Annotated in this window: 26 protein-coding genes and 1 tRNA gene; 19 read left to right on the forward strand and 8 right to left on the reverse strand. The window is 49.0% G+C overall.

The window, feature by feature from the left end; translation table 11 throughout:
- Positions 1 to 82: 82 nt before the first annotated feature.
- The 4 genes from MTP42_RS13615 to MTP42_RS13630 form a co-directional block, all read right to left on the reverse strand.
- Entirely contained in the window at positions 83 to 1,393 is a 1,311-nt protein-coding gene (locus MTP42_RS13615; protein WP_249257562.1) for a hypothetical protein, read from the reverse strand.
- Positions 1,394 to 1,456: 63 nt separating this feature from the next.
- On the reverse strand, positions 1,457 to 2,545 hold the full coding sequence (locus tag MTP42_RS13620; protein WP_249257563.1) for a hypothetical protein: 1,089 nt from the start codon (positions 2,543 to 2,545) through the stop codon (positions 1,457 to 1,459).
- 118 nt (positions 2,546 to 2,663) lie between these two features.
- Positions 2,664 to 3,890: an MFS transporter gene (locus tag MTP42_RS13625; protein ID WP_249257564.1), complete on the reverse strand. Its 1,227-nt coding sequence runs from the start codon at positions 3,888 to 3,890 to the stop codon at positions 2,664 to 2,666.
- Positions 3,891 to 4,222: 332 nt separating this feature from the next.
- Positions 4,223 to 4,579: a helix-turn-helix domain-containing protein gene (locus MTP42_RS13630; protein ID WP_249257565.1), complete on the reverse strand. Its 357-nt coding sequence runs from the start codon at positions 4,577 to 4,579 to the stop codon at positions 4,223 to 4,225.
- 167 nt (positions 4,580 to 4,746) lie between these two features.
- Here MTP42_RS13630 and MTP42_RS13635 point away from each other — a divergent pair, with 167 nt between their 5' ends.
- The 11 genes from MTP42_RS13635 (at position 4,747) to MTP42_RS13685 (ending at position 13,743) form a co-directional block, all read left to right on the forward strand.
- Complete coding sequence (locus MTP42_RS13635) at positions 4,747 to 5,466, forward strand: LytR/AlgR family response regulator transcription factor (RefSeq protein WP_249257566.1); 720 nt, start codon at positions 4,747 to 4,749, stop codon at positions 5,464 to 5,466.
- Positions 5,451 to 6,755 carry a sensor histidine kinase gene (locus MTP42_RS13640; RefSeq protein WP_249257567.1) on the forward strand — a complete coding sequence of 435 codons (1,305 nt, stop codon included), beginning with the start codon at positions 5,451 to 5,453 and terminating at the stop codon, positions 6,753 to 6,755. The genes MTP42_RS13635 and MTP42_RS13640 overlap by 16 nt, the downstream gene beginning before the upstream one ends.
- A 111-nt stretch (positions 6,756 to 6,866) precedes the next feature.
- A complete protein-coding gene (locus MTP42_RS13645) occupies positions 6,867 to 7,502 on the forward strand; it encodes an accessory gene regulator B family protein (protein ID WP_249257568.1) in 636 nt (211 codons plus the stop codon).
- Positions 7,503 to 7,725: 223 nt separating this feature from the next.
- Positions 7,726 to 8,157 (forward strand): RNA polymerase sigma factor, encoded by a 432-nt coding sequence (locus MTP42_RS13650; RefSeq protein WP_249257569.1) that lies wholly within the window; start codon positions 7,726 to 7,728, stop codon positions 8,155 to 8,157.
- 266 nt (positions 8,158 to 8,423) lie between these two features.
- Complete coding sequence (locus MTP42_RS13655; protein ID WP_249257570.1) at positions 8,424 to 8,762, forward strand: helix-turn-helix domain-containing protein; 339 nt, start codon at positions 8,424 to 8,426, stop codon at positions 8,760 to 8,762.
- Between the two features lie 577 nt (positions 8,763 to 9,339).
- Positions 9,340 to 9,588, forward strand: a complete 249-nt coding sequence (locus tag MTP42_RS13660; RefSeq protein ID WP_249257571.1) for a hypothetical protein — start codon at positions 9,340 to 9,342, stop codon at positions 9,586 to 9,588.
- Positions 9,566 to 10,612: a hypothetical protein gene (locus MTP42_RS13665; RefSeq protein WP_249257572.1), complete on the forward strand. Its 1,047-nt coding sequence runs from the start codon at positions 9,566 to 9,568 to the stop codon at positions 10,610 to 10,612. Before MTP42_RS13660 ends, MTP42_RS13665 begins: the two co-directional genes overlap by 23 nt.
- The gene (locus tag MTP42_RS13670) at positions 10,609 to 11,454 is read left to right on the forward strand and encodes a DUF6551 family protein (protein ID WP_249257573.1); all 846 of its coding nucleotides are present in this window, start codon (positions 10,609 to 10,611) and stop codon (positions 11,452 to 11,454) included. The genes MTP42_RS13665 and MTP42_RS13670 overlap by 4 nt, the downstream gene beginning before the upstream one ends.
- Positions 11,455 to 11,508: 54 nt before the next feature.
- A complete protein-coding gene (locus MTP42_RS13675) occupies positions 11,509 to 11,940 on the forward strand; it encodes a type II toxin-antitoxin system PemK/MazF family toxin (RefSeq protein ID WP_442899441.1) in 432 nt (143 codons plus the stop codon).
- Entirely contained in the window at positions 11,927 to 12,157 is a 231-nt protein-coding gene (locus MTP42_RS13680) for a hypothetical protein (protein WP_249257575.1), read from the forward strand. The genes MTP42_RS13675 and MTP42_RS13680 overlap by 14 nt, the downstream gene beginning before the upstream one ends.
- 107 nt (positions 12,158 to 12,264) lie before the next feature.
- Positions 12,265 to 13,743 carry a site-specific integrase gene (locus MTP42_RS13685; RefSeq protein WP_249257576.1) on the forward strand — a complete coding sequence of 493 codons (1,479 nt, stop codon included), beginning with the start codon at positions 12,265 to 12,267 and terminating at the stop codon, positions 13,741 to 13,743.
- Between the two features lie 54 nt (positions 13,744 to 13,797).
- Here the strand turns inward: MTP42_RS13685 and MTP42_RS13690 are convergent.
- Positions 13,798 to 13,870 (reverse strand) — tRNA-Ile (locus MTP42_RS13690).
- Positions 13,871 to 14,121: 251 nt separating this feature from the next.
- Entirely contained in the window at positions 14,122 to 14,541 is a 420-nt protein-coding gene (locus MTP42_RS13695) for a hypothetical protein (RefSeq protein WP_005934560.1), read from the reverse strand.
- Between the two features lie 109 nt (positions 14,542 to 14,650).
- On the opposite strand from MTP42_RS13695, the gene MTP42_RS13700 reads away from it, so the two are divergent.
- The 6 genes from MTP42_RS13700 to MTP42_RS13725 all read left to right on the forward strand — a co-directional run bounded on the left by MTP42_RS13700 (position 14,651) and on the right by MTP42_RS13725 (position 20,157).
- On the forward strand, positions 14,651 to 15,148 hold the full coding sequence (locus tag MTP42_RS13700; protein WP_097771322.1) for a conjugal transfer protein TraD: 498 nt from the start codon (positions 14,651 to 14,653) through the stop codon (positions 15,146 to 15,148).
- Entirely contained in the window at positions 15,145 to 16,422 is a 1,278-nt protein-coding gene (locus MTP42_RS13705; RefSeq protein ID WP_249257577.1) for a glycoside hydrolase family 10 protein, read from the forward strand. Before MTP42_RS13700 ends, MTP42_RS13705 begins: the two co-directional genes overlap by 4 nt.
- A gap of 101 nt (positions 16,423 to 16,523) precedes the next feature.
- On the forward strand, positions 16,524 to 17,057 hold the full coding sequence (locus MTP42_RS13710; RefSeq protein ID WP_097773214.1) for a hypothetical protein: 534 nt from the start codon (positions 16,524 to 16,526) through the stop codon (positions 17,055 to 17,057).
- 1 nt (position 17,058) lies between these two features.
- A complete protein-coding gene (locus MTP42_RS13715; RefSeq protein WP_207697271.1) occupies positions 17,059 to 17,988 on the forward strand; it encodes a DMT family transporter in 930 nt (309 codons plus the stop codon).
- A complete protein-coding gene (locus MTP42_RS13720) occupies positions 17,964 to 18,518 on the forward strand; it encodes a M48 family metallopeptidase (RefSeq protein WP_156068662.1) in 555 nt (184 codons plus the stop codon). Before MTP42_RS13715 ends, MTP42_RS13720 begins: the two co-directional genes overlap by 25 nt.
- 151 nt (positions 18,519 to 18,669) lie before the next feature.
- A complete protein-coding gene (locus tag MTP42_RS13725; protein ID WP_249257578.1) occupies positions 18,670 to 20,157 on the forward strand; it encodes a lipopolysaccharide biosynthesis protein in 1,488 nt (495 codons plus the stop codon).
- Positions 20,158 to 20,222: 65 nt separating this feature from the next.
- Here the strand turns inward: MTP42_RS13725 and MTP42_RS13730 are convergent, their stop codons facing one another.
- Both MTP42_RS13730 and MTP42_RS13735 read right to left on the reverse strand, forming a co-directional pair.
- Positions 20,223 to 22,652, reverse strand: coding sequence for a homocysteine S-methyltransferase family protein (locus MTP42_RS13730; protein ID WP_207685036.1), 2,430 nt, complete (start codon positions 22,650 to 22,652; stop codon positions 20,223 to 20,225).
- The gene (locus MTP42_RS13735; protein WP_207685035.1) at positions 22,639 to 23,328 is read right to left on the reverse strand and encodes a vitamin B12 dependent-methionine synthase activation domain-containing protein; all 690 of its coding nucleotides are present in this window, start codon (positions 23,326 to 23,328) and stop codon (positions 22,639 to 22,641) included. Before MTP42_RS13735 ends, MTP42_RS13730 begins: the two co-directional genes overlap by 14 nt.
- Positions 23,329 to 23,480: 152 nt before the next feature.
- Here MTP42_RS13735 and MTP42_RS13740 point away from each other — a divergent pair, with 152 nt between their 5' ends.
- Positions 23,481 to 23,786 carry a type II toxin-antitoxin system RelB/DinJ family antitoxin gene (locus MTP42_RS13740; RefSeq protein ID WP_005934577.1) on the forward strand — a complete coding sequence of 102 codons (306 nt, stop codon included), beginning with the start codon at positions 23,481 to 23,483 and terminating at the stop codon, positions 23,784 to 23,786.
- A complete protein-coding gene (locus MTP42_RS13745; protein WP_249257579.1) occupies positions 23,783 to 24,103 on the forward strand; it encodes a type II toxin-antitoxin system RelE/ParE family toxin in 321 nt (106 codons plus the stop codon). The genes MTP42_RS13740 and MTP42_RS13745 overlap by 4 nt, the downstream gene beginning before the upstream one ends.
- The last annotated feature ends 60 nt before the right edge of the window (positions 24,104 to 24,163 follow it).

A 24,163-nucleotide genomic window follows, 5' to 3' on the forward strand; every position in this document is an offset into this window, starting at 1 on the left:
AAGTTTAATTCGTTTTCTAAAATGTTTGGTCGGTAAAAATTAGTTCAAATCTCTTTTAGTGTTGCTACATCAATAAATTTTACTATTTTTGGTTACTAACATAGCTAATTACTTTTATCGAGAATTCTTTGACGTTTGAAAAGTTGTATTCATGCGTAACAACATTTGGTTCAATAGTATTTACCCCGGTTAGGTAATTAAACAATTCCATAACAGATCTATACGATTGCGGAATAATGTTATATGTATCTATTAGATAGACCTTCATAACAAGTACCGTTAACTTAAATATCTCTTTCTGGCTTTGCTCTGTAATACCATCATCCAGTAATCTCTTTAGTTTATGTATGGTTTCCGGAATCACCATCTTGTTTTTTTGCTTCAAATTTTCAAATGAAATGGATAAACTAGATGGCACTGCACCATATAGTAGAGAAGTGATTCTCCCAGAATTATAGGCATATATTGAATATAGCGATTTCGCATCGATCAATCTGTTTTCTACTTCATACTCGGAAAAAATGGTATATCCAGTCTTAATATCAAATTGCTTTAAAAATCCACTTAACTGCTGATTTTGTTCAAAACTATAGTATCGCACCAATAGTAATATATCCATATCACTCCAATTTTGTATATATTGATTTCTACTGATGCTTCCCCCTACTAACAATGCTATCAAGTCGTCTCCAAATAAACATCTTACATAATTCAAAATTTTATCGAGTTGCTGGAGTTCTTTCTTCGGCAACTTAAGTTGTTCCAGTTGTATGCATGTTGAATTTCCAGAGAATCTCTTATCTTTCCATTGAATAGAATCTATTATTGCTCTTGTTGTTTCATCTATGGAGCAGCTTGTACTAATTTTATGCGTAAAATAGCCGATATTATATAGCCATTCCAGAAATGTTTTTTGTAATATTTGATATCGTTGATATAGAGCGACTTCATCGGGTGAGTAGTCACTATTATTCCTTTTATAGTTGTATCTCTCGTTTTTGACTAGAAGGATTCGTTCTTGTTCCAATATCTGAATTCCGTGCTGCTTCTTTTTTTTCTGAAGTAGCTCATATGCATCCTTCTTGGATAGTCCTTTAATAACTAAAGTCGCCCAAACTCTAGCATCAAATGTAGCGATTCCCTTGTCTAATATTGCATCGTTTCTTAAATTTGAAAATCCTGCTTTTATCGAAGAATATATTTCATCGCAGAATTCTTCGCATTTTGAAGTATTGAACCACCATTCATGAAAACAACATGGACTTAGACACTCAATTTCTCTCGATAATTTAATAGTACTATATGCGAACCATGTGTCTCCATACTTTTTTGTTATGTTTTTTATTTGAGTTGTTTTTCCGCAATCGTCTAATCCATTTAATGAAATTATCATAAGTTTTCCTCCACAATTCTAAATGTGTTATGAATGATATTCTACAAGGCATTACCAAATAAATCAGATTGTTTTAATTGAATCAACAACATCTGAAAAATCCATTTGCTTCATTTGATGATAGAAAAAGTGAACAAGATATATGGTATAAATTTTATCTATTGTTTCATATTTTTCAATGTCGAATATCGTAAGGAATCTCATTATAATATAGTATAACAAAGCGGAATTATTATATTCCAGTCCCTGCAAATAGAGTTTGGCGATTGCTTTCCTCTTCTTTTCGGTTTTTGGATAGCTGTTGATTTTCAATATATCTTTTCCCTCAAAAAAATCAAGTGGAATATTGGGAATCATGTCGCATATTTTTTCATGCCCACAATATGATTCTCTATGATATTTTGGACTGTAATATAAATCGATAAATAGCAATGAGATCGAAAACACTGCAACCTCTGCATCTATATAGTTATACCCCGATGTGACAAAATCAAAAAACACAGGCTTTATTCCTATATTCATTGTATTTAAGTCTCCATGTGATAGGACACATCTATATGTTCTCTCGCTCTCAAAATGATTTATACACTCCTTAATAATATCTTTAGTCTTTAATGATTTATTTAACCCGATATCCACTTTTTTCTCTGTCCATGAGTAATTCAAATATTTTTTTAATCTGCTTTCTACTCTGCCCTCGAAAAACTTTTGCATCGGATATGAATTTCTCGTTTTCACATTACGATAGTTTAACTTTATACATTTCAAAAAATCGAAAGGCTCGGAAGAATCTTCCGATATAAGATAGTCGTTTAGCAATCCTCTTCCCGGACTAATACTATCTTCATATTTATATATAATCACACCACAATCATTGAACACCACCGCAAAAACAAGTTCGGGAATTGGAAATTTTGAATACATTTGATAATAGCCCTGCAACTCCATGAAATAAGACTTGATTTCCTGTACTTTATAAAAACATTTCTTATTGCCTATTACGATTATTCCGTTTATAGAATTATTCTGCTTGTTTTTTGTCAAAATGTTTCCATTGACCATTTGCTGTAAGGTCGTTATTTTGAAATTATCGTTTACTTTAATGTGTGTAAACTTGTCATTCATCCATACATCGTTAAACATCCATCTCATGTTTTAGTTCAACCCCATTAAAACAATGGGATTCCTCCTCACTGTAAAGTAATGATTTTTTCGAGTGTTGGGTGATATTATTTCAAATTTTATTATAAGTTGACTTCTGTATTCATATCTACTCAGTGCGATTTTTGTACTGCGTTTCTTTTTTATAAAATATTCTTAATCCTGCTAATGATAAAAAAACAATCCCCATTCCCACATTTGTAAAACTCGTTATAGAGGGTGTTTTCATAATAGAGGAAAAAACAAATGAGCCTGCTGGCATAAACATAGTGGCAACTGTAAAAATTACGCTAAAAACTCTACCCAAGTAATCTTCGTTAACACAAGTTTGTACACAAGTCATAAAATTGATATTAAACATTGTCAGAAAAATTCCGAACATGAAAAAGGGCAAAAGGCAAATCGCTATATTTTCAGTTGATTTGGATATTGGAATAATTAACAATGGTAATCCAGTCAATCCCAAAAATATTGTTAATGCAAAACTGTTTTGCATAATTTTATGTGGAAGCTTTGCATTTATAGATGCTCCTAAAATTCCTCCCATTGCTTCTACAATCAATACTTTACTATAAAATCCATCGCAATATATTATTTCTGTATAAGGTACTAGAAGATCATATCCAGCGAGGAAAAAATTCACAAAAGCCGAAAGGACAACTAGATGGAAAACTTTTTTTTCACCCAATAAATATTTCACACCCTCCAAACTATACAAAAGAATATTTTTTCGTTTTCTGGTGTTCTCAGCTATACTATTACTATTGTGCTCATGCGTTATTAAAAGAGCCTCTGTTCCAGCAGAAATTGCAAATGTAATTGCATCAATTAATAACGCCCCTCTTGTACCGACCACCTTCACGAGTGCAAAACCAACAACCGGGCCTACCAATTTTATTAAATCGATTCCAGCATTAGAAATTGAGTTGAAAAAGCCAATCCGATTTTTATCTACTATTTCTTTAGTAATCGATTTAAATGTAGGTGAACTAAATGAAAAAACAAGTGCCAATAATGCATTTGCAATGACGAGTGCAATAACCATGCAATCCGAATTCAAGAAAAAACTTGCAAAAAAGCAAATAATGGCACTTAAACAATCAGAAACAATTATAATATTCTTCCGTTTTCCCAAATCTGCAACCACTCCACCTATTAGATTAAAAAGAATATTTATCACCACTTGTGAATTTTGATAAAGCGCAAGAATCCACATGCTATTTGTAAAAGTTGAAACAATTGCAATACTATTCACATAATCAAAAACAATATCTCCTATTTTAGATGTCCACTGCCCCAAAATTAGCAGTCCCTCATTGCGGCTTATTTTTTTCATTTTACTTTTCCTTTCGGTGTTACAAATTCTCGAAATTCTTATCATCCAATCATGGCTACATCTAATATATTGCATGTTTCAAGCGCGATGTCGACAAATTTGTCACCAATCATTGAAAAGAAAGCACCAAGTCGTGTTATCATCTTACTCCGTTCAAGTCAACATGTATTTGAGAAAGTATTTACTAATATATAGGAGCTTCACTCTGCTTCTCCCTTACAGTTCACATCCCTGCTCAATAGACACTTTGCAAAAAAAAACTACTTTTCAACATGAGGCGCAGCATTAGGTGCTGCGCCTCATGTTGAAAAGTAGCTTTTTTCATAAACAAATCATCCGAAAGATTTTATAATATCATGGATGATTTTCATTTGCTTCTCAGAAAAATTTTTTCCTCGCTGACTAGGAACTAGATATTCTTGTTGTATTCTCCTTAAGAGATCACATTGCTCTTTAGTAAGTCCAGAAAGCGGAAGGACATTTACTGTTTCTAAATTCAGTAGTTCATCAGTAGAAATTCCAAACAGAAGTGAAATACTAACTAGGACATCTAATGGGATAGCATGAGCATCACTTTCATAGCCGCTAACTGTAGAAACCGACTTGTTCAATCGTTTTGCAAGTTCCGCCTGCGTCCAATTCCGACTTTCTCTCAACTTTTTTAATTTTTCGCCGAGATAATGTTCCATTTTTGTCCACTCCCATCTTAATTAGAGTGTACTATTTGCTTATTCTATATAATCGTATTATAGGCTTCGAAAAATTCGATTATATAGAAGTTTCATTGACTTCAGAAGGAAGTTGCGCTATTTTGAGTGACAAAAGACGCCTAATTTAACAGTGGGGGATTGATGGAATGAGAGTTTTAATTTGCGATGATGAGCAAAAAATGATTGATTCGGAAGTTTCAATGCTTCAAAAATATTGCCAATCAGCTAATGTTATTGCAACATTTTACGCATTCACAGATTCATTAAGCGCAGAAAATACAGATGAATTCGACATTGCCTTTTTGGATATTGATATGGCGGAACTAAATGGAATTGAATTGGCTCGAAGATTACGATTGAAAAATCCAACGGCTGTTATCATTTTTGTTACAAATTTTATCCAATATGCTCCTGAAGGATATGAAGTACAGGCTTTTCGTTATTTGTTAAAGTCCGATATTCCATCTAAGCTCATTCCATATTTTATAGACTCACTTCGGGAAGTTCTCAATTGTCGACAAACAGTTACTTTTTCGATTAGTGGTGAGCCAATAGATGTTCAAATCAATAATATCTTATATCTTGAATCAGATAAACACATTATTGTTATGCACTTAATTAATGACGATCGAGTCAACTACCGTTTTTATGGAAATATGACCGACCTTTCCAACAAACTTCAAAATCTAGGCTTTTTACGTATACATAAGAGTTATCTGGTAAACATGGAATATATTGAACTTTTTCAGTATGAAAAAATTTATCTGAGAGGCGGAATATGCTTGCCATCCAGTGAAAAAAAGCATAAAGAATTAAAGCAGCTTTATTTAAAATGGAGAGGTAAAAATCGGTGGAAACTTTCTTGAGCCTTTGTTATACTTCTGTGGATACGATATGTCTGATTTTATTTTTAGATGTTTTTGCACGACGCCGTTTGGATAATTTAAAATTTCAATTTAATGCATTTTGTTGTGTGCTTTTTGAATGTTGGATTCCTCTGGCTCTTTCAACTATCATTGGACGAAATCAAATATTTAAAATTTTTATTGTTCTACTAGTCGATTTTATAATTGCTGAAAAGTTATATACGGGAATTTCAACTATTGCGCTTGGATTTTTTGTTAGTCTTGAATATTTGCTGTCATACTGCTTATCTTTCACTATCGGAATGATATGCAGCACAATTTGTGGAATGGATTCGGATACATTTCAAGCTTCCGAATTTCGCGTAATTGTCTATGGAGTGATTGCTTATTCATTACAACTGTTTTTGGTTCTAATATTTCGAAAGATCATGCGTCAAAGCAAGTTCAAACAAAGTCAACATTCTCTTAGGACTCCACAAATAACTCTATATTGGTTGTTTCCTTGTGCCTCATTTATGGTGTTAATTGTTCTACTTTACATATCAACAGGAAAAAAAGTATCCGAAGCTACGATAGCTCTTACTTGTGGGTTGATTATTGCTGCAAACGCAGCAATAATTTTTCTCCTAGAACGTATGGAACAAGCAATGGAACGAGAACAACAGCTATTTTCATTGGGGCAACAGCTTGAAGTTCAGGTACGAAGCATGGAATCAGCTAGTAAACTTTTCTCGGAACAAAGAAAAAAGGTACATGATTTTCGCTCACATCTTAATACGCTTCAACAGCTTTTACAAAACCGTGAATATGAATCTGCCGAAATATATCTGAATTCCGTATCAAATCAACAAACCGAACGACTTTTTTTGGTAAATACTCATCATACAATTTTGGATGCGTTATTTAATATGAAAGCGTCAGAAGCAATCCAAAAGGGCATTGATATTGATTTTACTGTAAACGATTTATCAACACTACCTTTTGAAACATCTGATATGATTGTATTGCTTTCAAATCTATTAGATAACGCAATCGAAGCAAATCAAGTATATTGTGGTGATAAGAAAATTCATGTGATTGCCTTATGGGAAAAAAGTTTTTTGTTTTCCATTCGGAATACCTCAAATCCGGTCAAAGTCGAAAACAATACCATTCACACAACCAAGCCGAATCCGCAACTTCATGGCTTCGGCCTTTCTAACGTAAAGCTTATTCTTAAAAAGTACAATGGTGATTTTACAATTATTTATGAAGATGGATGGTTTCAATTTACCGGTGAAATCTCATAATTGTCGATTTGGTGATTGCAAATCCCTTCTTTGTGTCAAAAAAGTTGATTTGTTTTCAAAATCGGTGTATTCACAATGTATAAAACCCTTGAATGTCGGAGCACTGATTATATGGATATCATTGCAACATACTTGGCAAAAGAATTCTTAAAAAGAAAACTAATAAAAGAAGACGCTCTTGAATGGTGTATTTATGGAATTGGAAAGCGATTGTCAACGCTTATTACAGGGGTTCTTTTAATAGTATCTGGGAGTTACCATTTTGGTTTCCTTCAAGCGATATCTTTTGCTATTGGCTTTGTTACATTAAGAAAATATACGAATGGGTATCATGCAGAAACCTATATTCATTGTTTGGTGCTTTCATTATTTCTCCAATCAATCTCCATGGTTCTCGTCAAATTCCTCAATGCCGATTTTTTTATAGTCATTTGGATAGTTTCTGATTTTGTGATTCTCAAAATCGCACCTGTTAATAACTCTCGAATACATTTAGTTCAGTCGGAAATATTTGTGCTTCAAAAGCGACTCTATTATGTGCTTGCTATCGTTAATTTAATATGCATAGTGTTAATCTCATTACCCGTTACAAAGGAACTTTTTAGTGTGTTAAAAGGATTAACAGCCGCTTTAGCATTAGATGCTTTGACGTTGGTAATCTTTGCACTAAAGGGAATATACAGGAGGATTTTCTATGGAAATCAACATGAAAAGTCTGATGAAAAAATTTCTCAAAAATATGATTAAAAAAGACATTGAAGACTGGCCACCAGAGTGTTCGGGTTGGCTGTATCAACCGTATCGGCCCAAATCACAACCTATTAAAAACGACGATACTCCAGAAGTCTGATGCGTTCCCCTTTCGGCATTAACATATAAAGCTTGAGATAGCTGCATTAAGAATACATCATGCTAGACTTTATGTTTGGCATGGTGCATTTTTGTTTACACGATGTTTGAGGAAAAAAACATGCCCACACTCAACTTGAAAGAGTATTACCCCACTGCGCACTCTAAAGATTTCTTTGTAGAAGTATCTGAAGATATACACCAGTTTTTTTTAGATGCGAAGTGCAAAGAAAACGCTTTTGTTAGACAGGTCAGTCGTTACCATGCGTATTACTCGCTGGACGACCCGGATTTTGTAGTGGAACAGTATGCCCTTTTCCTTACGCAAACTCCTGCTGATACTGTTGAACGTAAGCACTATTTCCGGCATATTGATCGGGAAATTCAGGCATTGTCGCCCAAACAGACTCACAGGCTCTATGGCTATTATTATCTTGGACTTTCCATGCAGGATATAGCGAACAAAGAAGGTGTATCGGTAGGAAGTGTCTCTGAATGCATTAAATCTGCTTTAACTGCGCTTCGAGAAAGATGCAACTTATTCAACTTTTGAGTTTCAACCCTAACTTTTTCCTCTTTTTTGTCCTATATAATATAGAGATTTTTTCTCTATCGTGAAAGATGCACGGTGCATCTTTTATGCTCCGCCCGTATCGCCATAATCGACAACGAAAGGACGAAGGATTATGAAAAAAAGATTGATTGAGTACGAACCTAGCCCCGGCAGGCAAGCAGTCTGCCACCGAATGTCCGCTTGCGCTCTGACCTTGTGGTGTGGCCGTTATTGGCTGTATTTCTGCACGGTCGGAGGGCTGGCGTATGATGTACTATAATCAGCTCGAAACCGGAAAACGCATCCAAAAGCTGCGCAGAGAATGCTATCTGACGCAGGAGGAGTTGGCTATCAAGCTGAATATCAGTGACCGCCATCTCCGCAATCTTGAGAGAGGGGAATATGCGCCATCCATTGATTTATTCGTTGAAATTGCCGCTTTCTTTGATGTGACGCTGGATTATCTGATTATAGGAAAGGTATTATCAGACCATGAAGAACACTTGAGAAATAAGCTACAACAGAAGCGTTTGGCAAATCAAAAACTTTCTTTGAAATTACAGCGCATTGCGCAAAATCTAGCTGCAATCGCTGAAGAACTGTAACACACATAGATGCTCCTCTGGGCAATCAGCTTTGAACGCTGCTTGTTCAGCGGAGCTTTTTTCGTTTTCGGTTCCAAAAACTTTCTCAAAAGAGCAGCATTTTTCATCATTTTTTTGAAAAGCGAGTTTTTCGTAAAAACGATGTTTTTGCATCAAAACCGGAAGGGATGCTTCCGGTTCTTCAGGAGCAAAAAGCGGAAGCACGACATCCTAAAAAAACATTCAGCTTTCAGATACACTATGGTCACAGCAAGGGCAACACCCCAAATGAGGGGGGAAGCCCGAAACTGTAAGACGTACCTTGAAAACTGAATATTCATTCCCTCGGACGTAATGATGATACTTCCGTAATTCGCGGCCCGGCCATAAAGAAGGCGGGGTGGCTGAAAGGCCAATGACGGTGTGGGTGAAACTCCCCACTGACCGAGGTGTATTCCAACTCCACCAGGCGTCGAGGACAAATAGGGTGGAAAACTTAGAACAAGACTTCAAAGCCCACCACCGGGATTCTTCTGAATCAAGGCAGTGGGCTTTTTCCATATCGACTATTCACAACAACGACACGGAGGTAATGACTATGAGCCGTACTTTTGACCGTAAGCACCACGACGAAAGCAATCTGACTACCCTCTGCCCCCGCTGCTTGGATGCGTTTTGCAACACTCGTGGCATCTGCGTCCGCCGCGCAGACCCCGGCCAGACCGTCAAGGAACCCTGCACCTACTGCCAGACCCGCTTTGGGTTTGACTACTACATCCAGCCCGCAGCCCCCAAATCTGCCTACACGAAGAAAGGACGGTTTGATGATGAACTTATCTGCGCTTAAAGTTGACCCAGAGTTCCAAGGCAAAATTCCACCGCTCACCTTTGAAGAGCTAAACCAGCTGGAAGCAAACATCTTGCGGGATGGCCGCATCATTAACCCCATCATCGCATGGGAAGGGCTGATCGTGGATGGACACAACCGCTTTACCATCGCCAAAAAGCATCCAGAAATCCCTTTTAGTGTTCACGAAAAAGAGTTTGCAAACCGCTATGAAGCAATCATCTGGATTTGCAAAAACCAGCTTGGGCGGCGCAATCTCACCCCAGAACAGAAGAAGTACCTTATTGGAAAGCAATATGACGCTGAAAAGGCTTTGATACCAAATGAAAAAGGGACTAACCAATATACAAGTTTGGTTGGTGGTCAAAATGACCACCAACCAAAAAACGAAAAAACTCGTGCAAGAATCGCTCGTGAAACAAATACAACGGACAGCTTTGTACGGAGAGCAGAATGCTTTGCCAAAGGCGTAGACGCTGCCGAAGAAGCTGTTCCCGGCACACGGCAGAGAGTGCTTTCCGGCGAGGTCAAGCCGACTGCTGCCGAGATCGCGTCCGTTGCCCGCGCCCCTCCCGAAGAGCGTCCGGCACTGGTGGCTGAAATCTGCAAACCCAAAGAGCAGAAGCCCCAAAAGCCGCCTGCACAAAAACAGAAGGTTCTCCCAGCCGTGGCCGCACCGCTGCCCGATGCCTGTACATCCGATATAGAAACTCCTGACGAAGAACCAACGTCCACTCCTGCTCTATCCGAGCCGACTTTTCCACAAAAGGAGAATGAGCCGTTGAAAGTTGACCGTCAGCAGATTCTTGAAATTGCAAACCATCGCTACAATGCCAAGCAGCTTGCCAATGGAGCCGCGATGCTTTGTGAGGTGTCGGGTGCTGCCAATACCATGATACGCCGCTGGGAGAGCGTTTTTCGGGACTATCCCGACATTCTGACCGATGCAGACAACCGTTCTGCTGTCAAACGAAACATCCAGAAAGTCAAAGACTATCTGCAAAAATTGGAGGACAAGATATGAATAATATGAACTGCGTCAGCACCATGCCTGAGATTATGCCCGAAATCACCGATGAAGCCATCATTGAAGCCCTGTTTGCGCAGCGACCTTATGAGGAAAAGGTCATCAACAGTGCTTATCTGGAAATCCCTGCCGAGTACCAGCGCAAGCTGAACATCCCCAATGTTGAGAAGATGTCGGCAGAGTTCACCGAACTGATTGCCAATCCGCCCAAGGTCAGCTACCGGGACGGCCACTACTACGTCTTTGACGGTCAGCACACCATCGTGACCCGCCGTGCCATGAACGGCGGCGCAGACCTCCCCATCATCTGCAAGGTGTACACCGGGCTGACCGAGGAAGAAGAAGCCATCTTGTTTTCCAAACAGACAGGCGTTTCCACCCCGTTGACCGCTGGCGCAGAACTTCGCGCCGCTCTGGTCGGCAAAGATGCAGAATCCATCGCGTTCCTGAACGCCACCGAGAGTACAGGCTTGCAACTGGGTCTGGACAACTACCGCGCACCGTGGAAGATCATCTGCATCCGCACAGCTTTCAAGGAATACAAGACCTACGGCGCAGATCTCTATAAAGAAGCTCTGACCATGCTGGCGCGTGGCTGGGAGGGCGACCCGGATTCGCTCCGCTCCGGCATCCTGCGGGGTATGGTTCGCTTCGTTGCTCTGTATCAGGGCGAATACGACCCGGAACGTCTGGTGAAACGGCTGCACACCGTCCACCCCATGACGCTAGTGCGCGATGAGAAATCCCTGAGCGGCACGGTCAGCTACAAGTATATGATGCTGATTCTGCGCACTTACAACGGTTCCTCCCGCCGTTTCAATCTTCCCATCAAGCAGTGACATTTTCGCCTTTCTAGGCATACTCCTTTTCTCTGCAAGAGCCGTCTACCAAAATTGGGCGGCTTTTGCTACATATATAAGGATAGGAGGCTTGATCGTATCATACCAAAAGATTGGAAATACCTTAGAGGGGACATTTACTTTGCCGACATGGAGCCGCATATCGGCTCAGAACAGGGCGGCACCCGCCCTGTAGTTGTTCTTCAAAACGATGTAGGAAACCGCTATGCGCCTACCCTTATCGTGGCGACAGTGACTTCCCGCACCGAGAAAAAGAAGCATCAACCTACACACGTTCTGATAGACCGTAATACGGCCTTTGAGAAGCCTTCTGTGGTTCAGTTGGAACAGATATTCACGATAGATAAAAGCCGCGTACAACGCTTCTTGGGGCAGATTACACGGAACGAAATGCGCCGAATTGAAGAAGCCCTGATGAACAGTTTGGAAATCAATGAATGGGACAGGAGAAATGCCGATGAATGAAAAAGTGATGGTATCGCCGGAAATCCAGAGTGAGGCAGTTGTCCTGCCGCAGATCGTCAGCATCAAACAGGCAAGTCAGCGTATGGGCTTGCCTGAATATTACATCCGCCGCCTGTGCCGGGAAGTTCCGGGCATGGCATTCCAGTCGGGTATCAAATGGTATATCAACCTCGGAAAGATGGCCGACTATTTCAACGGTGGAACGACAACATCTTGATTTGTCAAGGATGTGGATGCAAACTGCGACATCCTAAAAATAAACCGCCTGAACTGCTATACTCATCGTGACAGAAATACTCACCAAATAGAAAGGACGGTAAATATATGGCATCGTTTGAATTGAGAGAACCCAAAAAGAAACCTCGTTATTATAAACTCATCGCAAATGTTCTGGTGAACGGCAAAATCGAACGCCGCTATGGTCGGTTCGATTTTGACCCCACCGAACTGAAAAATGCTCGTGCGCGTAATGCTGCTGCAAATGCTGCCGCCGCTGAATTTGAGCGGCAGGAACAGGAAAAGGCCGATAGAGAAGCCAGCAACGCCGGAAAAACATTTGCAGTCGTTGCGCAAGAATACATAGAATCAAACCGTTCTCGTATGGCACCCTCGGTTCGTCTGAAAGGCGACTATGATAGCAACAGAAACAAAGAGAACACAAGTTTGAAAAAGGAAAAATATCTTCAGCGCATCCAGCGTTATCCAGAGTTTTCTGAAAAGCCAATCGCTTTGATTACAAAAAAGGATTGCGATACGATTATTCGCTTCATTGAAGACAGTGACGCGCGGGTTTACGAACACGCCGTTTTGAAGCCAGAGGCTAAAGAATTCAAAACGATGTCCTGCCCCAAAATTGCGAAAAAATGTACCATCCGTGAGGAAACCATCGAGCGCATTTTCCGTGGTGAAACCGTATCGTTGGATTCTGCGCAACAGGTGGCATCGGCTTTAGGAAAGACAGTTGAACAGATGTTCGAGGTAGAGGTTGATCGGCGTCCCATGACGAAAAAGACGATGCGAGAGTATAGTCTGTTCATTCGGTCAGTTCTGAACTACGCTAATGATAACTATGGAACTTTGCTTCAAATGCCAATGATAAAGGCATCAGGCCGGAAGAGTAAATCAGTGGATTGCTTACATAGCGATGAAGTAGAAGCCTTACAAATGGCTTTGAAAGAGTGCTCCATGCTCGAAAAAGCAATCATTTTGTGCTTGCTGAACACTGGCGTCCGGCGTGGAGAACTGGCTGGTCTTACATGGAAAGACGTAAACTTCCGTGAGGGAACGATCCATGTATCAAAATCCCTGCTCGTCTTTCCAAACTACGGCTATCAACTCACCACAACGAAAGAGAGCAACATCCGTGATATAGATGTTGCCCCGGAGTTCATGGCCTTTTTGAAGGACTATCACGAACAGTGGAAGTCCAGAAAAAAGCTGATGGGTGCAAGCTGGCAGAAGAATTTGGAGAAGAAAGGCTCCAAGTATGCACAGTCACTTCTGGATTTGCGTGGGAATGACTTTATAATCTGCAACGATTACGGTTTTCCCATCAACCCCGACAGTTACGCAGCACTGGTACGCCGTGTTGGAAAAAAGGCAGGCATTGAGAAAATCCATCCGCATATGTTCCGGCACACCTTCGTGAGCATCCTGCTGTCCAATCCAAACATCGGCGTGGCAACGGTGGCCGCAGAAGCCGGACACGCACAACCCAGTACAACCCTTGCAATCTACACGCAGGTCTACGACAGACGGCGTGATGAGATTCGGAAACAGATGAGTATGGAACTGTATAAGTGACAAGTTCTGATAGGTAAAAGAAAAGCACGAGACCGAAATCTCGTGCTTTTTTAGTGGGCCATGAGGGATTCGAACCCCCACTGGAGCGGTTATGAGCCGCCGGCTTTAACCGTTAAGCTAATGGCCCTTATGACGTTGTTTCAAAGCTCTGCAAACCAGCTTTCGTACCCAGAAAATACCCAAGTCCGATTTTGAAGCAGCTTGTGAAGCGAAAAACAACGGAAAAACGATGTTTGGAAAGACTGGAAATGGTGAGGTCTGGCGGTTATGAGCCGCCAGCTCTGACCAACTGAGCTACTAGCCCCCATTGCCCGGTTTGCCGGGCGCACAAGTAAGTATAACAAAAAACGCGCGAAATGAAAAGCGTTTCGGGCAAAATTATTTTGTGCGGTGGGCTTCCAGCTTCTGCTGCATGAACTTGTCCAGCATTTCCTGCGGAAAAAGCGGCTCCTTGTAGCCAAAAGCCTCCCGGATGAAGATCAGGGTGGCGATGGTCTGCCGCCCGGGGTCAAGCCGGAGGGTATACAGGGTGTCCAGCGGCTGCTGGGTTGGCTGGTGCAGGGTCAGATGGAGCAGGAAACCGCCATCGTTCTCACGGCGGCACTCGTAGGCGAACTCATCGTCCGGGCTGTGCTGGTCCAGCCGGTCAAAGCAGTCGTCCAGCGGCAGGTCGGTGCGGAACTCGGAAAGGCCGCTGGGGCCATACTGGCTGCGGCGGGCGTTTTCCCGCCGGGTGAGCAGAAAAACGATGCAGCCCAGGGCGGCCGCCAGCAGGATGAGTGAGAATACAACGTTCATGGGTCCCTCCGCAGATTTTGAATCATGTTTTCCTTATTGTAACACAACCTGCGGAAAATTGTGTTATAATATTTGAAACAATCCAAATTTTTGCTGGAGGACTTCCCCTATGAAGCTCAAATTCACCCATAAGACCTGGTATTTCTTCCTGCTGTGCGCGGCGGCGGCATCCATGCTCAACGGCTTTGCTGTGCTGGGCGGTATGGATTTTTCTTTTCTGGAGATGGTCGCGTTCTGCATCACCGGCATCACCATCCTGTTTCTGGCCGCTGAAAAGGGCTCTGACCCCAAGGACAAGCGCAGCTATTTCCTGATCTTTGTCCTGCTCATGCTCAGCTATGTGCTGAGCGGCTGGGCAGCCTACTTATTCTCCGCACTGGTCTGGCCCGCCCTGCTGGCACTGGAGTACCAGAAGGGCAGGCCCATCCAGCGTCAGCTGCAGCTGGTGGGTGCCGCTGAGGCGTTCCACCTGCTCTTTGTCCTGCTCACGGTCTACGGCGGCATGGCAGGCCTGAGCTTCTGGGCCAATCTGCTCTGGGTGCTGCTGGCCTGCGCCCGGGGCTGGGCGGCACTGAGCCTGTACAAGATGCAGGAGGAAGACGCATGACCCAGCGGCGGCGGAACCGGCACCGCAAGCGCCGGGTTGGCCGCCGCGCCTTCCTGATCGGACTGGGTGGCTCTGTATCTGCCGCCCTGACGTATTATCTGCTGCGTTCTATTCCGGCAGGAAACAACGCGGAGCCTGCGCCATCGCCACAGGCTGCCCCCAACCCTGCCCTGCCCAGCGGCGAGTGGCGGGCGGTGTGGGTGAGCTATCTCGAATTTGCAGAGATGGACTTTTCCTCAGAAGGCGCGTTCCGGGCCGATGCCGCCGCGCTGATGGACAACTGCCTGTCCCTTGGGCTGAACACCGTCATTGCGCAGGTGCGGCCCTTCGGGGATGCGCTTTACCGGAGCAGCCTCTTCCCGTGGAGCCACCTGTGCACCGGCGTGCAGGGGCAGGACCCTGGCTTTGACCCGCTGGACGTGCTGCTGACCGAGGCCCACGCCCGGGGGCTTTCGCTGGAGGCCTGGGTCAACCCCTACCGGCTCAGGAGCTCGGCCTCCATGCCCCCCGTCCTTGCAGAGAACAGCCTGCTGAACATCCACCCGGAGTGGGTCTGCACCGTGAACGAGGGGGCCTACCTGAACCCCGCCATTCCGGAAGCTGCCGACTATGTGGTGCAGGGCGTGGCAGAGCTGGTGCAGAATTACGCCGTGGACGGCATCCACTTTGACGACTACTTCTACCCCACCACCGATCCTTCCATTGACGCGGCGCAGTTTGCAGCCAGCGGGGAAGCTGACCTGACCGCATGGCGGCGGGCCAACGTGACCCGGCTGGTCAAAGCTGTCCACGATGCCGTCAAGGCCGCCGACCCGACCCTGCGGTTCGGGGTCAGCCCCCAGGGCAACCCGGACAACGACCGGAACGAGCAGTACACCGATCTCTCCGTCTGGCTGACGGCCTCCGGTGCGGATGCCGTTGTGGATTACCTCTGCCCCCAGATCTACTGGGGCTACGGCTATACTCTCTCCTCCGGCAGCACCCGCTTTGCCTTTGAGAACATCACCGCCGAGTGGCTGGCCCTGCCCCGGGCCGAAAGCACGGCCCTCTATTTCGGGCTGGGAGCCTACCGGGTCGGTGTGGGAGACGGTGGAGCCAACGCCGACAGCGTCAGCCAGTGGTGCACCGGCAGCGCGCTGGCCCGGCAGGTGACCGACCTGCGCAGCGCCGGTGTCGGCGGCTGGGCGCTCTACCGCTATGGCTCCCTGTTCCGCTCCGACGAAAGCGGCCTTGCCGCCGCCGAACGTGCCGCTCTGACGGCATTGGACGGCTAAGACACAGAAAATCCCTTGTAAGCAGGAAAAAAATGCGGTATACTATGGTATCATGCAAAAATATCGCATTTTTCACCTGCTGTTTTTGAGGATAGAAAAACATGAGTAAAACAAAACGAATCCTTGCCTTTGCGCTGGCAGCTGTGCTGGCCGTTGTCGTCCTGAGCGGCTGCAAGAGCATTGCCCAAAAGGTGTTCGGATCTTCCAACGAGGTGCAGGAGGACGACACCACCCAGTGGGCTGTGCTCAGCTCTGACCCGCTGATGCTCGATGGCATTGCCGATACCACGGCCAAATACGCCACAGCCCGGGCCAACGGGGCGCTGAACATCGTGTTCAACGGCATCTGGAGCCGCAAGACCGAATACTTCACCGTGCCCAGCGGCCTGCTGAGCATTTACGGCTGCGGCACCACCGACGGCGGTGCCCAGAAGTTCAAGGTCTCCCTCTGGAAAAAGGTGGACGGCGGCGCGCAGTATGTGGACAACACCACCTTCTATTTCACCGCCGACGGCCAGAACTACCACTGCGACATCGACAACCTTGACCCCAACGCAAGCTACCGCGTTACCATTTCCTACGATTCCAGCCGTTACTACCTCTACGGTCTGATGAAAGTGGAGGGCATCGGCTAAAATGAATACACAAACAAAACACTCTCTCATGCTGATGCTCTGCGCCTTTATCTGGGGCACGGCGTTCGTGGCCCAGAGCGCAGGCTCCGGCATGGGGGCTTATTCCTTTCTGGCCGGGCGCAGCTGGCTGGCGGTGCTGGTGCTGCTGCCCACCGTCCGCGCCTTCGATGCCCTCCACCGCAGGCACGGCGCAGCCTATGGCTGGCCCAAAGCCCCTGCCGACCGCAGACATCTGCTGACGGCGGGGCTTTGCTGCGGCACCCTGCTGTTTGCGGCCTCCGCTGCCCAGCAGATCGGCATCACGCTCAACCCTTCTACGGCCAAGGCCGGTTTCCTGACCGCCATGTATGTGGTGCTGGTGCCGGTATTCGGGCTGTTTCTGGGGCGGCGGGGCAGTGCCCGGCTCTGGCTGAGCATGGTCATCGCCGTGGGCGGGCTCTACCTGCTCTGCATGAAAAACGGCTTTGGCGGCATTGAGACCAGCGATTGGATCCTGCTTTCCTGCGCCGTGCTGTTCAGCTTTCAGATTATGACAGTGGACCACTTTGCCCCGCAGGTGGACGGTGTCCGCCTGAGCCTGCTGCAGTTCTTTGTGGTGGCCGTAGAGAGCACCGCTGCCGCCCTCCTGTTCGAGAATCCCACCCTGGCCGAGTTCGGGGCCAACTGGCTCCCGCTGGCCTACTGCGGCGTGATGTCCAGCGGCGTGGCCTATACCCTGCAGATCCTGGGCCAGCGGGACGTGAACCCCGCCATTGCAAGCCTTATCATGTGTCTGGAGAGCGTGTTCAGCGCGCTGGGCGGCTGGCTGCTGCTCCACCAGAGCCTTTCCATGCGGGAGGTCTTTGGCTGCACCCTCATCTTTGCAGCGGTGGTTCTGGCCCAGCTGCCCGTGGAGGACTGGCTGAAATGCCGCAGCGCAAGCCGGAAGTGACCCGGCGCACCGCCGCAGGCATTCCCTATGAGCTGACCCGCAAAAAAGTCAAGCGGCTCAACCTGCACATCCGGCGGGACGGCACCGTGGCCGTGAGCATCCCGTGGTCCTACACGGTGGGCTTTGCCGATGCCTTTGTGACAGAGCAGGCCCAGTGGATCCGGGAGGCGGTCTCCCGCCAGCTGCGGCGGAACGCCCGGAATGACCAGCCCCTGCCCTCCCAGGCGGAGGCACTGGCCTGTTTTACCGCCATGAGCGACAAGGTCTACCCGGCCTTTGCCGGGGTGCTGGGCGGGCAGAAGCCCACCATCAGGGTGCGGGCCATGACCAGCAGGTGGGGCGTATGCTACATGAAACGGCGGCAGATCACCTTTGCATTGCAGCTCTACAACATGCCGCCCGCCGCACAGATCTATGTGGTGGTGCACGAGTACTGCCACTTCCTGCAGCCCAACCACAGCCCGGCCTTCTGGGCCGAGGTGGAAAAGCTGCTGCCGGATTGGAAAGAACGGCGGGCTTTATTGAAATAACCTCTCCATCGCCTATGGCGGCACCTCCCCTGGTAGGGGAGGCAAGTCAGGCACCACTGTTTTCTTGGCTCTCCTATCAGGAGAGCTGCAGAGCGAAGCTGAGAGGTTTTGCCCTAAAGGATATAAAAACTATTAGGAGTGTGTACCTTTCGTGGAAAGTGAAAAAAAAACCTCCGGCGGCGACAAATATTCAAAGCTGGCCGGAAACACCATTATCTTTGCCATTTCGAGCTTTTCGTCTAAGCTGCTGACCCTTTTGGTGCAGCCGTTCCTGACCTACGCCATGGCCGAGATCGCCGATCTGGGTCTGGCGAAGATCCTGAGTCAGTACGCAAACCTGCTCATCCCCTTTGTCTCGATGGGCATGTCCAACGCCATCATCCGCTTTGGCCTGGACAAGGGCAACAGCGAAAAGCAGGTGTTCACCAACGGCCTGCTGACCATTCTGGGGGGCTTCGGCATCCTGATCCTCTGCTGGCCTGTGGCGCAGTTCCTGCCCGATATGGCGCAGTACGGCTTCCTCATCTACATCTACGTCCTGATGAGCTGCCTGCGCACCCTCTGCACCCAGTTCGTGCGCAGCCGCCAGTGGAACAAGCTGGTGGCCGTGGACGGCATCCTGTGCACCTTTGCCACCCTGATGTTCTATGTGCTCTACCTTGTGGGCTTCCACTGGGGTGCCAACGGTTATCTGCTTGCCATCATCAGCGGTGACCTGGTCAGCGTGCTCTTCCTCTGCATCACCGGCAGGCTGTGGAACTATGTGGAGCTCAAGGGCCTGAACCGGGATCTCTGGCAGCAGATGCTCCGCTTTTCCCTGCCCATGATCCCGGCCCAGATCAGCTTCTGGGTCATCAACGCATCGGACCTGTTCTTTGTGCGCGAGATGTGCGGTGGGCTGGACGGCCACAGCGGCGACGCTTGGAGCGGCCTGCTTTCCACCGGCTACTTCCTGCCCACCATCCTGACCACGCTGGGCCTGATCTTCTACGATGCCTGGCAGCTCTCCGCCGTGACCGAGGAGGAGGGCCGTGCCCGGTTCTTTACCAAGATCTTCCGCACCTATTCTTCGGTGCTGTTCTGCTGTGCGGCAGGCATCATCTGGCTCTGCCGTCCGGTCATGCACGTGATGAAGTCCAACTACTACTACGCCTGGCACTTTGTGCCCTTCCTGACGCTGGCTTCCACCTGCAGCTGCTTCAACCAGTTCCTCAACAGCGCATACGTTGTCAACAAAAAGTCCACCCACAGCCTGTGGACCATGCTGGCCGGTGCTGTGAGCAACTGCATTATGAACTACTTCTTCATCAAGTGGTGGGGGCCCATCGGCGCAACGGTGGCTTCCTTCTTCGGTCTGGGCATCGTGTTCGTGCTGCGCGCGCTGGATGCCCACAACATGATCGGTATGTCCATCCACCCGGGCCGGGTGGCGGTGAACTTCGACGTGCTGGCGGGCGAGGCCCTGCTCCTGCTGGCCGAGCCTCCGCTCTACGGCCTGTGGACAGGCCTCCTGACCGCCGCCATCATCCTGTTCAACTTTGCAGGTGTCTGGGCCATGGCCCGGATGCTCCTGCCCAAGCTCCTGGGCCGCCGGGGCAGGGTTCTGGTGAGCGCAGTGGACAACTGGATCAAGAAGTAAGCAAAAAAACGACCCTCTCCGGGAATTACAATGCGGAGAGGGTCGTTTTCTCTTAATATCCCAACTTATACGCCAAAGAACTCCTTGGCAATATCGGCACTCTGCTTGGCATCCTTGGCGTACCAGTCGGCACCGATCTTTTTTGCATATTCAGGGGTCAGCACAGCGCCGCCCACCATGATCTTACAGTCCAGCTTGGCATCGTGCAGGGCCCGGATGGTCTCCTCCATGCTCTTGAGGGTGGTGGTCATCAGGGCGGAAAGCCCCACCAGATGCACATCCTTCTCCCGGACGGTGTTCACGACCGTTTCCACCGGCACGTCACGGCCCAGGTCGATGACCTCAAAGCCATAATTCTCCAGGATGACCCGGACGATGTTCTTGCCGATGTCGTGGACATCACCCTTGACGGTGGCAATGACGATGCGTCCCTTGCTGGCGCTGCCCTCGCCCTTTTTGGCAATGGCGGTCTTGATCTCCTCAAAAGCCCCCTGCGCGGCGGTGGCCGCCTGCAGCAGCTGCGGCAGGAAGAGGGTTCCCTTTTCATACTTTGCACCCACGATATCCAGCGCCGGAATGAGGGCTTCGTCCACCAGCTCCAGCGGCTCCTTTTCCTCCAGCAGCGCCCGGGTGCGGGCAGCTGCCTCGCCCTTCAGACCCTTTTCCACCGCCTTCATCAAGGGGGCATAGGGGCCGGCGGCCTCCGGTGTTTCGCCTGCTGCCGGGGCGGTCTGGGCATTCTGCACGGCCTGCGCCAGTGCGGCAGAGGCGGGCACCCGGTTGGCATACCGCTCAATGTACTTCGTGCTCTGCCTGTCCCGGTTGGTCAGAACGTTGTAAGCATAGACCGCCGCCATCATCTCCTCGCTGGAGGGGTTCATAATGGCAAGGTCAAGCCCGGCATACATGGCCATGGTAAGGAAGGTGGTGTTCAGGTAGGAGCGACAGGGCAGACCAAAGCTGATGTTGGACACGCCCAGAATGGTGCGCACCCCCAGCTCCTCCTTGCAGGCGTGAAGGGCCTGCACCGTGGCAAGCACATCCTCCTGCTGGGCGCTGGCCGTCAGGGTCAGGCAGTCGATATAGATGTCCTCCTGCGGGATACCTGCCGCCAGTGCCGCGTCCCGGATGCGGCGGGCAATGGCCACGCGGTCCTCGGCTTTGGGCAGGATGCCCCGCTCGTCAATGGCAAGGCCGACCACCGCCGCGCCGTACTTTTTGCACAGGGGCAGAATGGTGTTCAGCTTTTCCGCCTCGCCGTTCACCGAGTTGACGATGGGCTTGCCGTTGTAGACCCGCAGGCCACGTTCCAGCGCCTCGGCATGGGAGGAATCCAGCTGCAACGGCAGGCTGACCACGCTCTGCAGCGCCTTGACCACCTGCTCCATCAGGGCAGGCTCATCCACACCGGGCGCACCCACGTTCACATCCAGGATCTGGGCCCCGGCCTCGGTCTGGCTCACGGCCTGTTCCAGCACATAGTTCATATCCCCTTCCCGCAGGGCCTGCTGGAACCGCTTTTTGCCGGTGGGATTGATGCGCTCACCCACCACCGTGATGCCGTCCACATCCACGCAGTCCATGGGGCTGCACACCACCGACTTCATGGGGTGATCAGGGCGGCCCGGCCTGCAATCGGCAAACACGCCGTTCAGCAGCTGGATAAACTCCGGGGTGGTGCCGCAGCATCCGCCTGCAGCAAACAGGCCCAGCTCCCGGTAGGGCTTCATCTGCATGGCGTAGAGCTGCGGGGTGATATCGTAGCCCGAGCCATCGGCGCGGGGCAGGCCTGCGTTGGGCTTGACGAACACCGGGAAGCTGCCGGGCAGGGCCTCGGTCAGCCGCTTTGCCATGGGGAAGATCTCCTTGGGGCCAAGAGAGCAGTTGATGCCCACGGCATCGGCCCCCAAACCCCGGGCGGTGGCGGCAAAGCTCTCGACCGTACAGCCGGTAAAGGTGCGGCCGCCCGCTTCAAAGCTCATGCTGGCCAGCACGGGCAGGCTGCTGTTCTCCTTGACGGCCAGCAGGGCGGCCTTCAGCTCATACAGATCGGTAAAGGTCTCAAGGAACACGAGGTCAGCCCCGGCGGCCACGCCTGCCCGGACGATGCGGCCATACTCTGCCACGGCATCCTCAAACGCAAGGGTGCCGTTGGGTTCCAGCAGCTCCCCCAGCGGGCCCACATCCAGCGCAGCCAATGCACCGTAAGGGGCACAGGCCCGTTTGCAGTTGGCAATACCCGCCGCAATGATCTCCTCCAGCGTGTACTCGCTGCCCGCCAGCTTGTGGGCGGAAGCGCCAAAGGTATTGGCATTGATGATGCGGCTGCCTGCGGCGGCGTACCGGGCATGGATGCTCTCGATGAGCGCCGGGTCGGTGATGTTCAGCTCCTCGGGGCGGGCCCCCAGTTTCAGGCCCGCAGCCTGCAGCATGGTGCCCATGCCGCCATCCAGCAGGATGGTATTGGGCCGGTCAAACAGTTCATTCGCTTGCACAGGTGATCCCCCTCTTTCTATATTCGCACCGGGTGCGGAGCACGCAGTGCCCGCACCCCGCCAGATGACCCCGGACCGGGTGATCACTGACCCCCAGAATGGCCGTGATGCTCTTGCGGGGGGTCATCAGGTTGTTTTCCGTGACACAGAGTCCGGCGCGGCGGGCGGTGTCCAGCGCTGCCGCCAACAGCGGCTGCACGGCAAGGGGCCAGTCCCCGTAGCCCGGGGAATAGCGCCCCGTCAGATACTTGCCCTGCCGGGCAGCCCATTGGCGCAGCTCAGCCTCAGCGGCCTCCGCAGTCTGTTCGGCCAGCGCGGAGCCCAGCGCATCCGATGCCACACCGGCGGCGATATCGCCCACACCGGCACGGCGGATCTGGGCATCCACACCGGGGCCAAGCGTCACGGCCAGCAGCAGGGCGGCGGTGCAGCCTTCCAGATGCTTTGCCACATCCTCGCCTGCCAGAATCCCCGCCGCTGTCAGGCTGTCGGGGTCGGCCTCCAGCCAGACTGCCCGGGGCGTGGCTGCCGCCAGCAGCGGCACAGCGCATTTTTCCAGCAGCGCCTGGGTGGCCGCGTCCGCGCCGCCCCGGGCCCCGAAGTACCGCGCCGCCTGTGCAAGGTCGATGCCCTCCGGCTTTTCCAGCCGCAGCGGCATACTTGGCCCAATGCTCATCTGCCCGCCCTCCTTTACAAGAATAAAGAATAGACTTAGTATACAGCATCCCCGTTTTCCCGTCAACGCAAAACACCGCATTTATTTTGGCTTGCAATCGATTGCATTTGCAAGCAATCTGCGTTATACTGTAAAAAAGGAGTGTGATCGTTATGGCTAACACCGCCGCTGTCTATGCCCGCATTGATACCAACCTGAAAGAAAGCGCCGAGGATATCCTTGCTCAACTGGGCATTACCCCGTCCAGCGCCATCCAGATGCTTTACCGCCAGATCGTCCTGACCCGGGGGCTCCCGCTCGATCTGCATCTTCCCCCTGCCACCCCCACTGCTGTGGGTGGCATGAGCCGTACCGAGTTGGATACCGAGCTGCAAAAGGGAGTCGCCTCTCTGCAAAATGGCAAAAGTTTTTCTGCCGATGAAGTCGATGCCGCATTGTATCAGGAGTTTGGAATATGAGCAGCGTTTATACGGTCCGCTACGCACCGCAGGCGTTGGACGACCTGCGGGATCTCTACTCCTATGTCGCATTTTCGCTCAAAGAGCCAGCTACCGCCCAAAAACTGGTCAACCGCATCCGCAAGGCTGCTCGCTCACTGGATGCCCTGCCCGGGCGGCACCCTGTTGTGGACTGGGAACCGTGGCAGAGCATGGGGATACACAGGTTTACCGTGGAGGATTTTCTGCTGTTCTACCTGATCGATCAAAGCACCCGTACCGTAACTCTCGTTCGTATTGTTTATGGCGGGCGGGATCTGCAAAACCTCGCAAAATAGACCCCTGCGGAAAATTTCCAACTTTTTTGCAATAAACCTATTGACAATCTGGGTAAATAG

The organism is Faecalibacterium sp. I2-3-92 (assembly GCF_023347315.1).
Lineage (GTDB): Bacteria > Bacillota > Clostridia > Oscillospirales > Ruminococcaceae > Faecalibacterium > Faecalibacterium duncaniae.

Coding starts and splice junctions, on each gene's coding strand:
- MTP42_RS13615 (WP_249257562.1), bottom strand. CDS start 1,393: ATGATAATTTCATTAAATGGATTAGACGATTGCGGAAAAACAACTCAA.
- MTP42_RS13620 (WP_249257563.1), bottom strand. CDS start 2,545: ATGAGATGGATGTTTAACGATGTATGGATGAATGACAAGTTTACACAC.
- MTP42_RS13625 (WP_249257564.1), bottom strand. CDS start 3,890: ATGAAAAAAATAAGCCGCAATGAGGGACTGCTAATTTTGGGGCAGTGG.
- MTP42_RS13630 (WP_249257565.1), bottom strand. CDS start 4,579: ATGGAACATTATCTCGGCGAAAAATTAAAAAAGTTGAGAGAAAGTCGG.
- MTP42_RS13635 (WP_249257566.1), top strand. CDS start 4,747: ATGAGAGTTTTAATTTGCGATGATGAGCAAAAAATGATTGATTCGGAA.
- MTP42_RS13645 (WP_249257568.1), top strand. CDS start 6,867: ATGGATATCATTGCAACATACTTGGCAAAAGAATTCTTAAAAAGAAAA.
- MTP42_RS13650 (WP_249257569.1), top strand. CDS start 7,726: ATGCCCACACTCAACTTGAAAGAGTATTACCCCACTGCGCACTCTAAA.
- MTP42_RS13655 (WP_249257570.1), top strand. CDS start 8,424: ATGATGTACTATAATCAGCTCGAAACCGGAAAACGCATCCAAAAGCTG.
- MTP42_RS13660 (WP_249257571.1), top strand. CDS start 9,340: ATGAGCCGTACTTTTGACCGTAAGCACCACGACGAAAGCAATCTGACT.
- MTP42_RS13665 (WP_249257572.1), top strand. CDS start 9,566: ATGATGAACTTATCTGCGCTTAAAGTTGACCCAGAGTTCCAAGGCAAA.
- MTP42_RS13670 (WP_249257573.1), top strand. CDS start 10,609: ATGAATAATATGAACTGCGTCAGCACCATGCCTGAGATTATGCCCGAA.
- MTP42_RS13680 (WP_249257575.1), top strand. CDS start 11,927: ATGCCGATGAATGAAAAAGTGATGGTATCGCCGGAAATCCAGAGTGAG.
- MTP42_RS13685 (WP_249257576.1), top strand. CDS start 12,265: ATGGCATCGTTTGAATTGAGAGAACCCAAAAAGAAACCTCGTTATTAT.
- MTP42_RS13695 (WP_005934560.1), bottom strand. CDS start 14,541: ATGAACGTTGTATTCTCACTCATCCTGCTGGCGGCCGCCCTGGGCTGC.
- MTP42_RS13700 (WP_097771322.1), top strand. CDS start 14,651: ATGAAGCTCAAATTCACCCATAAGACCTGGTATTTCTTCCTGCTGTGC.
- MTP42_RS13705 (WP_249257577.1), top strand. CDS start 15,145: ATGACCCAGCGGCGGCGGAACCGGCACCGCAAGCGCCGGGTTGGCCGC.
- MTP42_RS13710 (WP_097773214.1), top strand. CDS start 16,524: ATGAGTAAAACAAAACGAATCCTTGCCTTTGCGCTGGCAGCTGTGCTG.
- MTP42_RS13715 (WP_207697271.1), top strand. CDS start 17,059: ATGAATACACAAACAAAACACTCTCTCATGCTGATGCTCTGCGCCTTT.
- MTP42_RS13720 (WP_156068662.1), top strand. CDS start 17,964: ATGCCGCAGCGCAAGCCGGAAGTGACCCGGCGCACCGCCGCAGGCATT.
- MTP42_RS13735 (WP_207685035.1), bottom strand. CDS start 23,328: ATGAGCATTGGGCCAAGTATGCCGCTGCGGCTGGAAAAGCCGGAGGGC.
- MTP42_RS13740 (WP_005934577.1), top strand. CDS start 23,481: ATGGCTAACACCGCCGCTGTCTATGCCCGCATTGATACCAACCTGAAA.
- MTP42_RS13745 (WP_249257579.1), top strand. CDS start 23,783: ATGAGCAGCGTTTATACGGTCCGCTACGCACCGCAGGCGTTGGACGAC.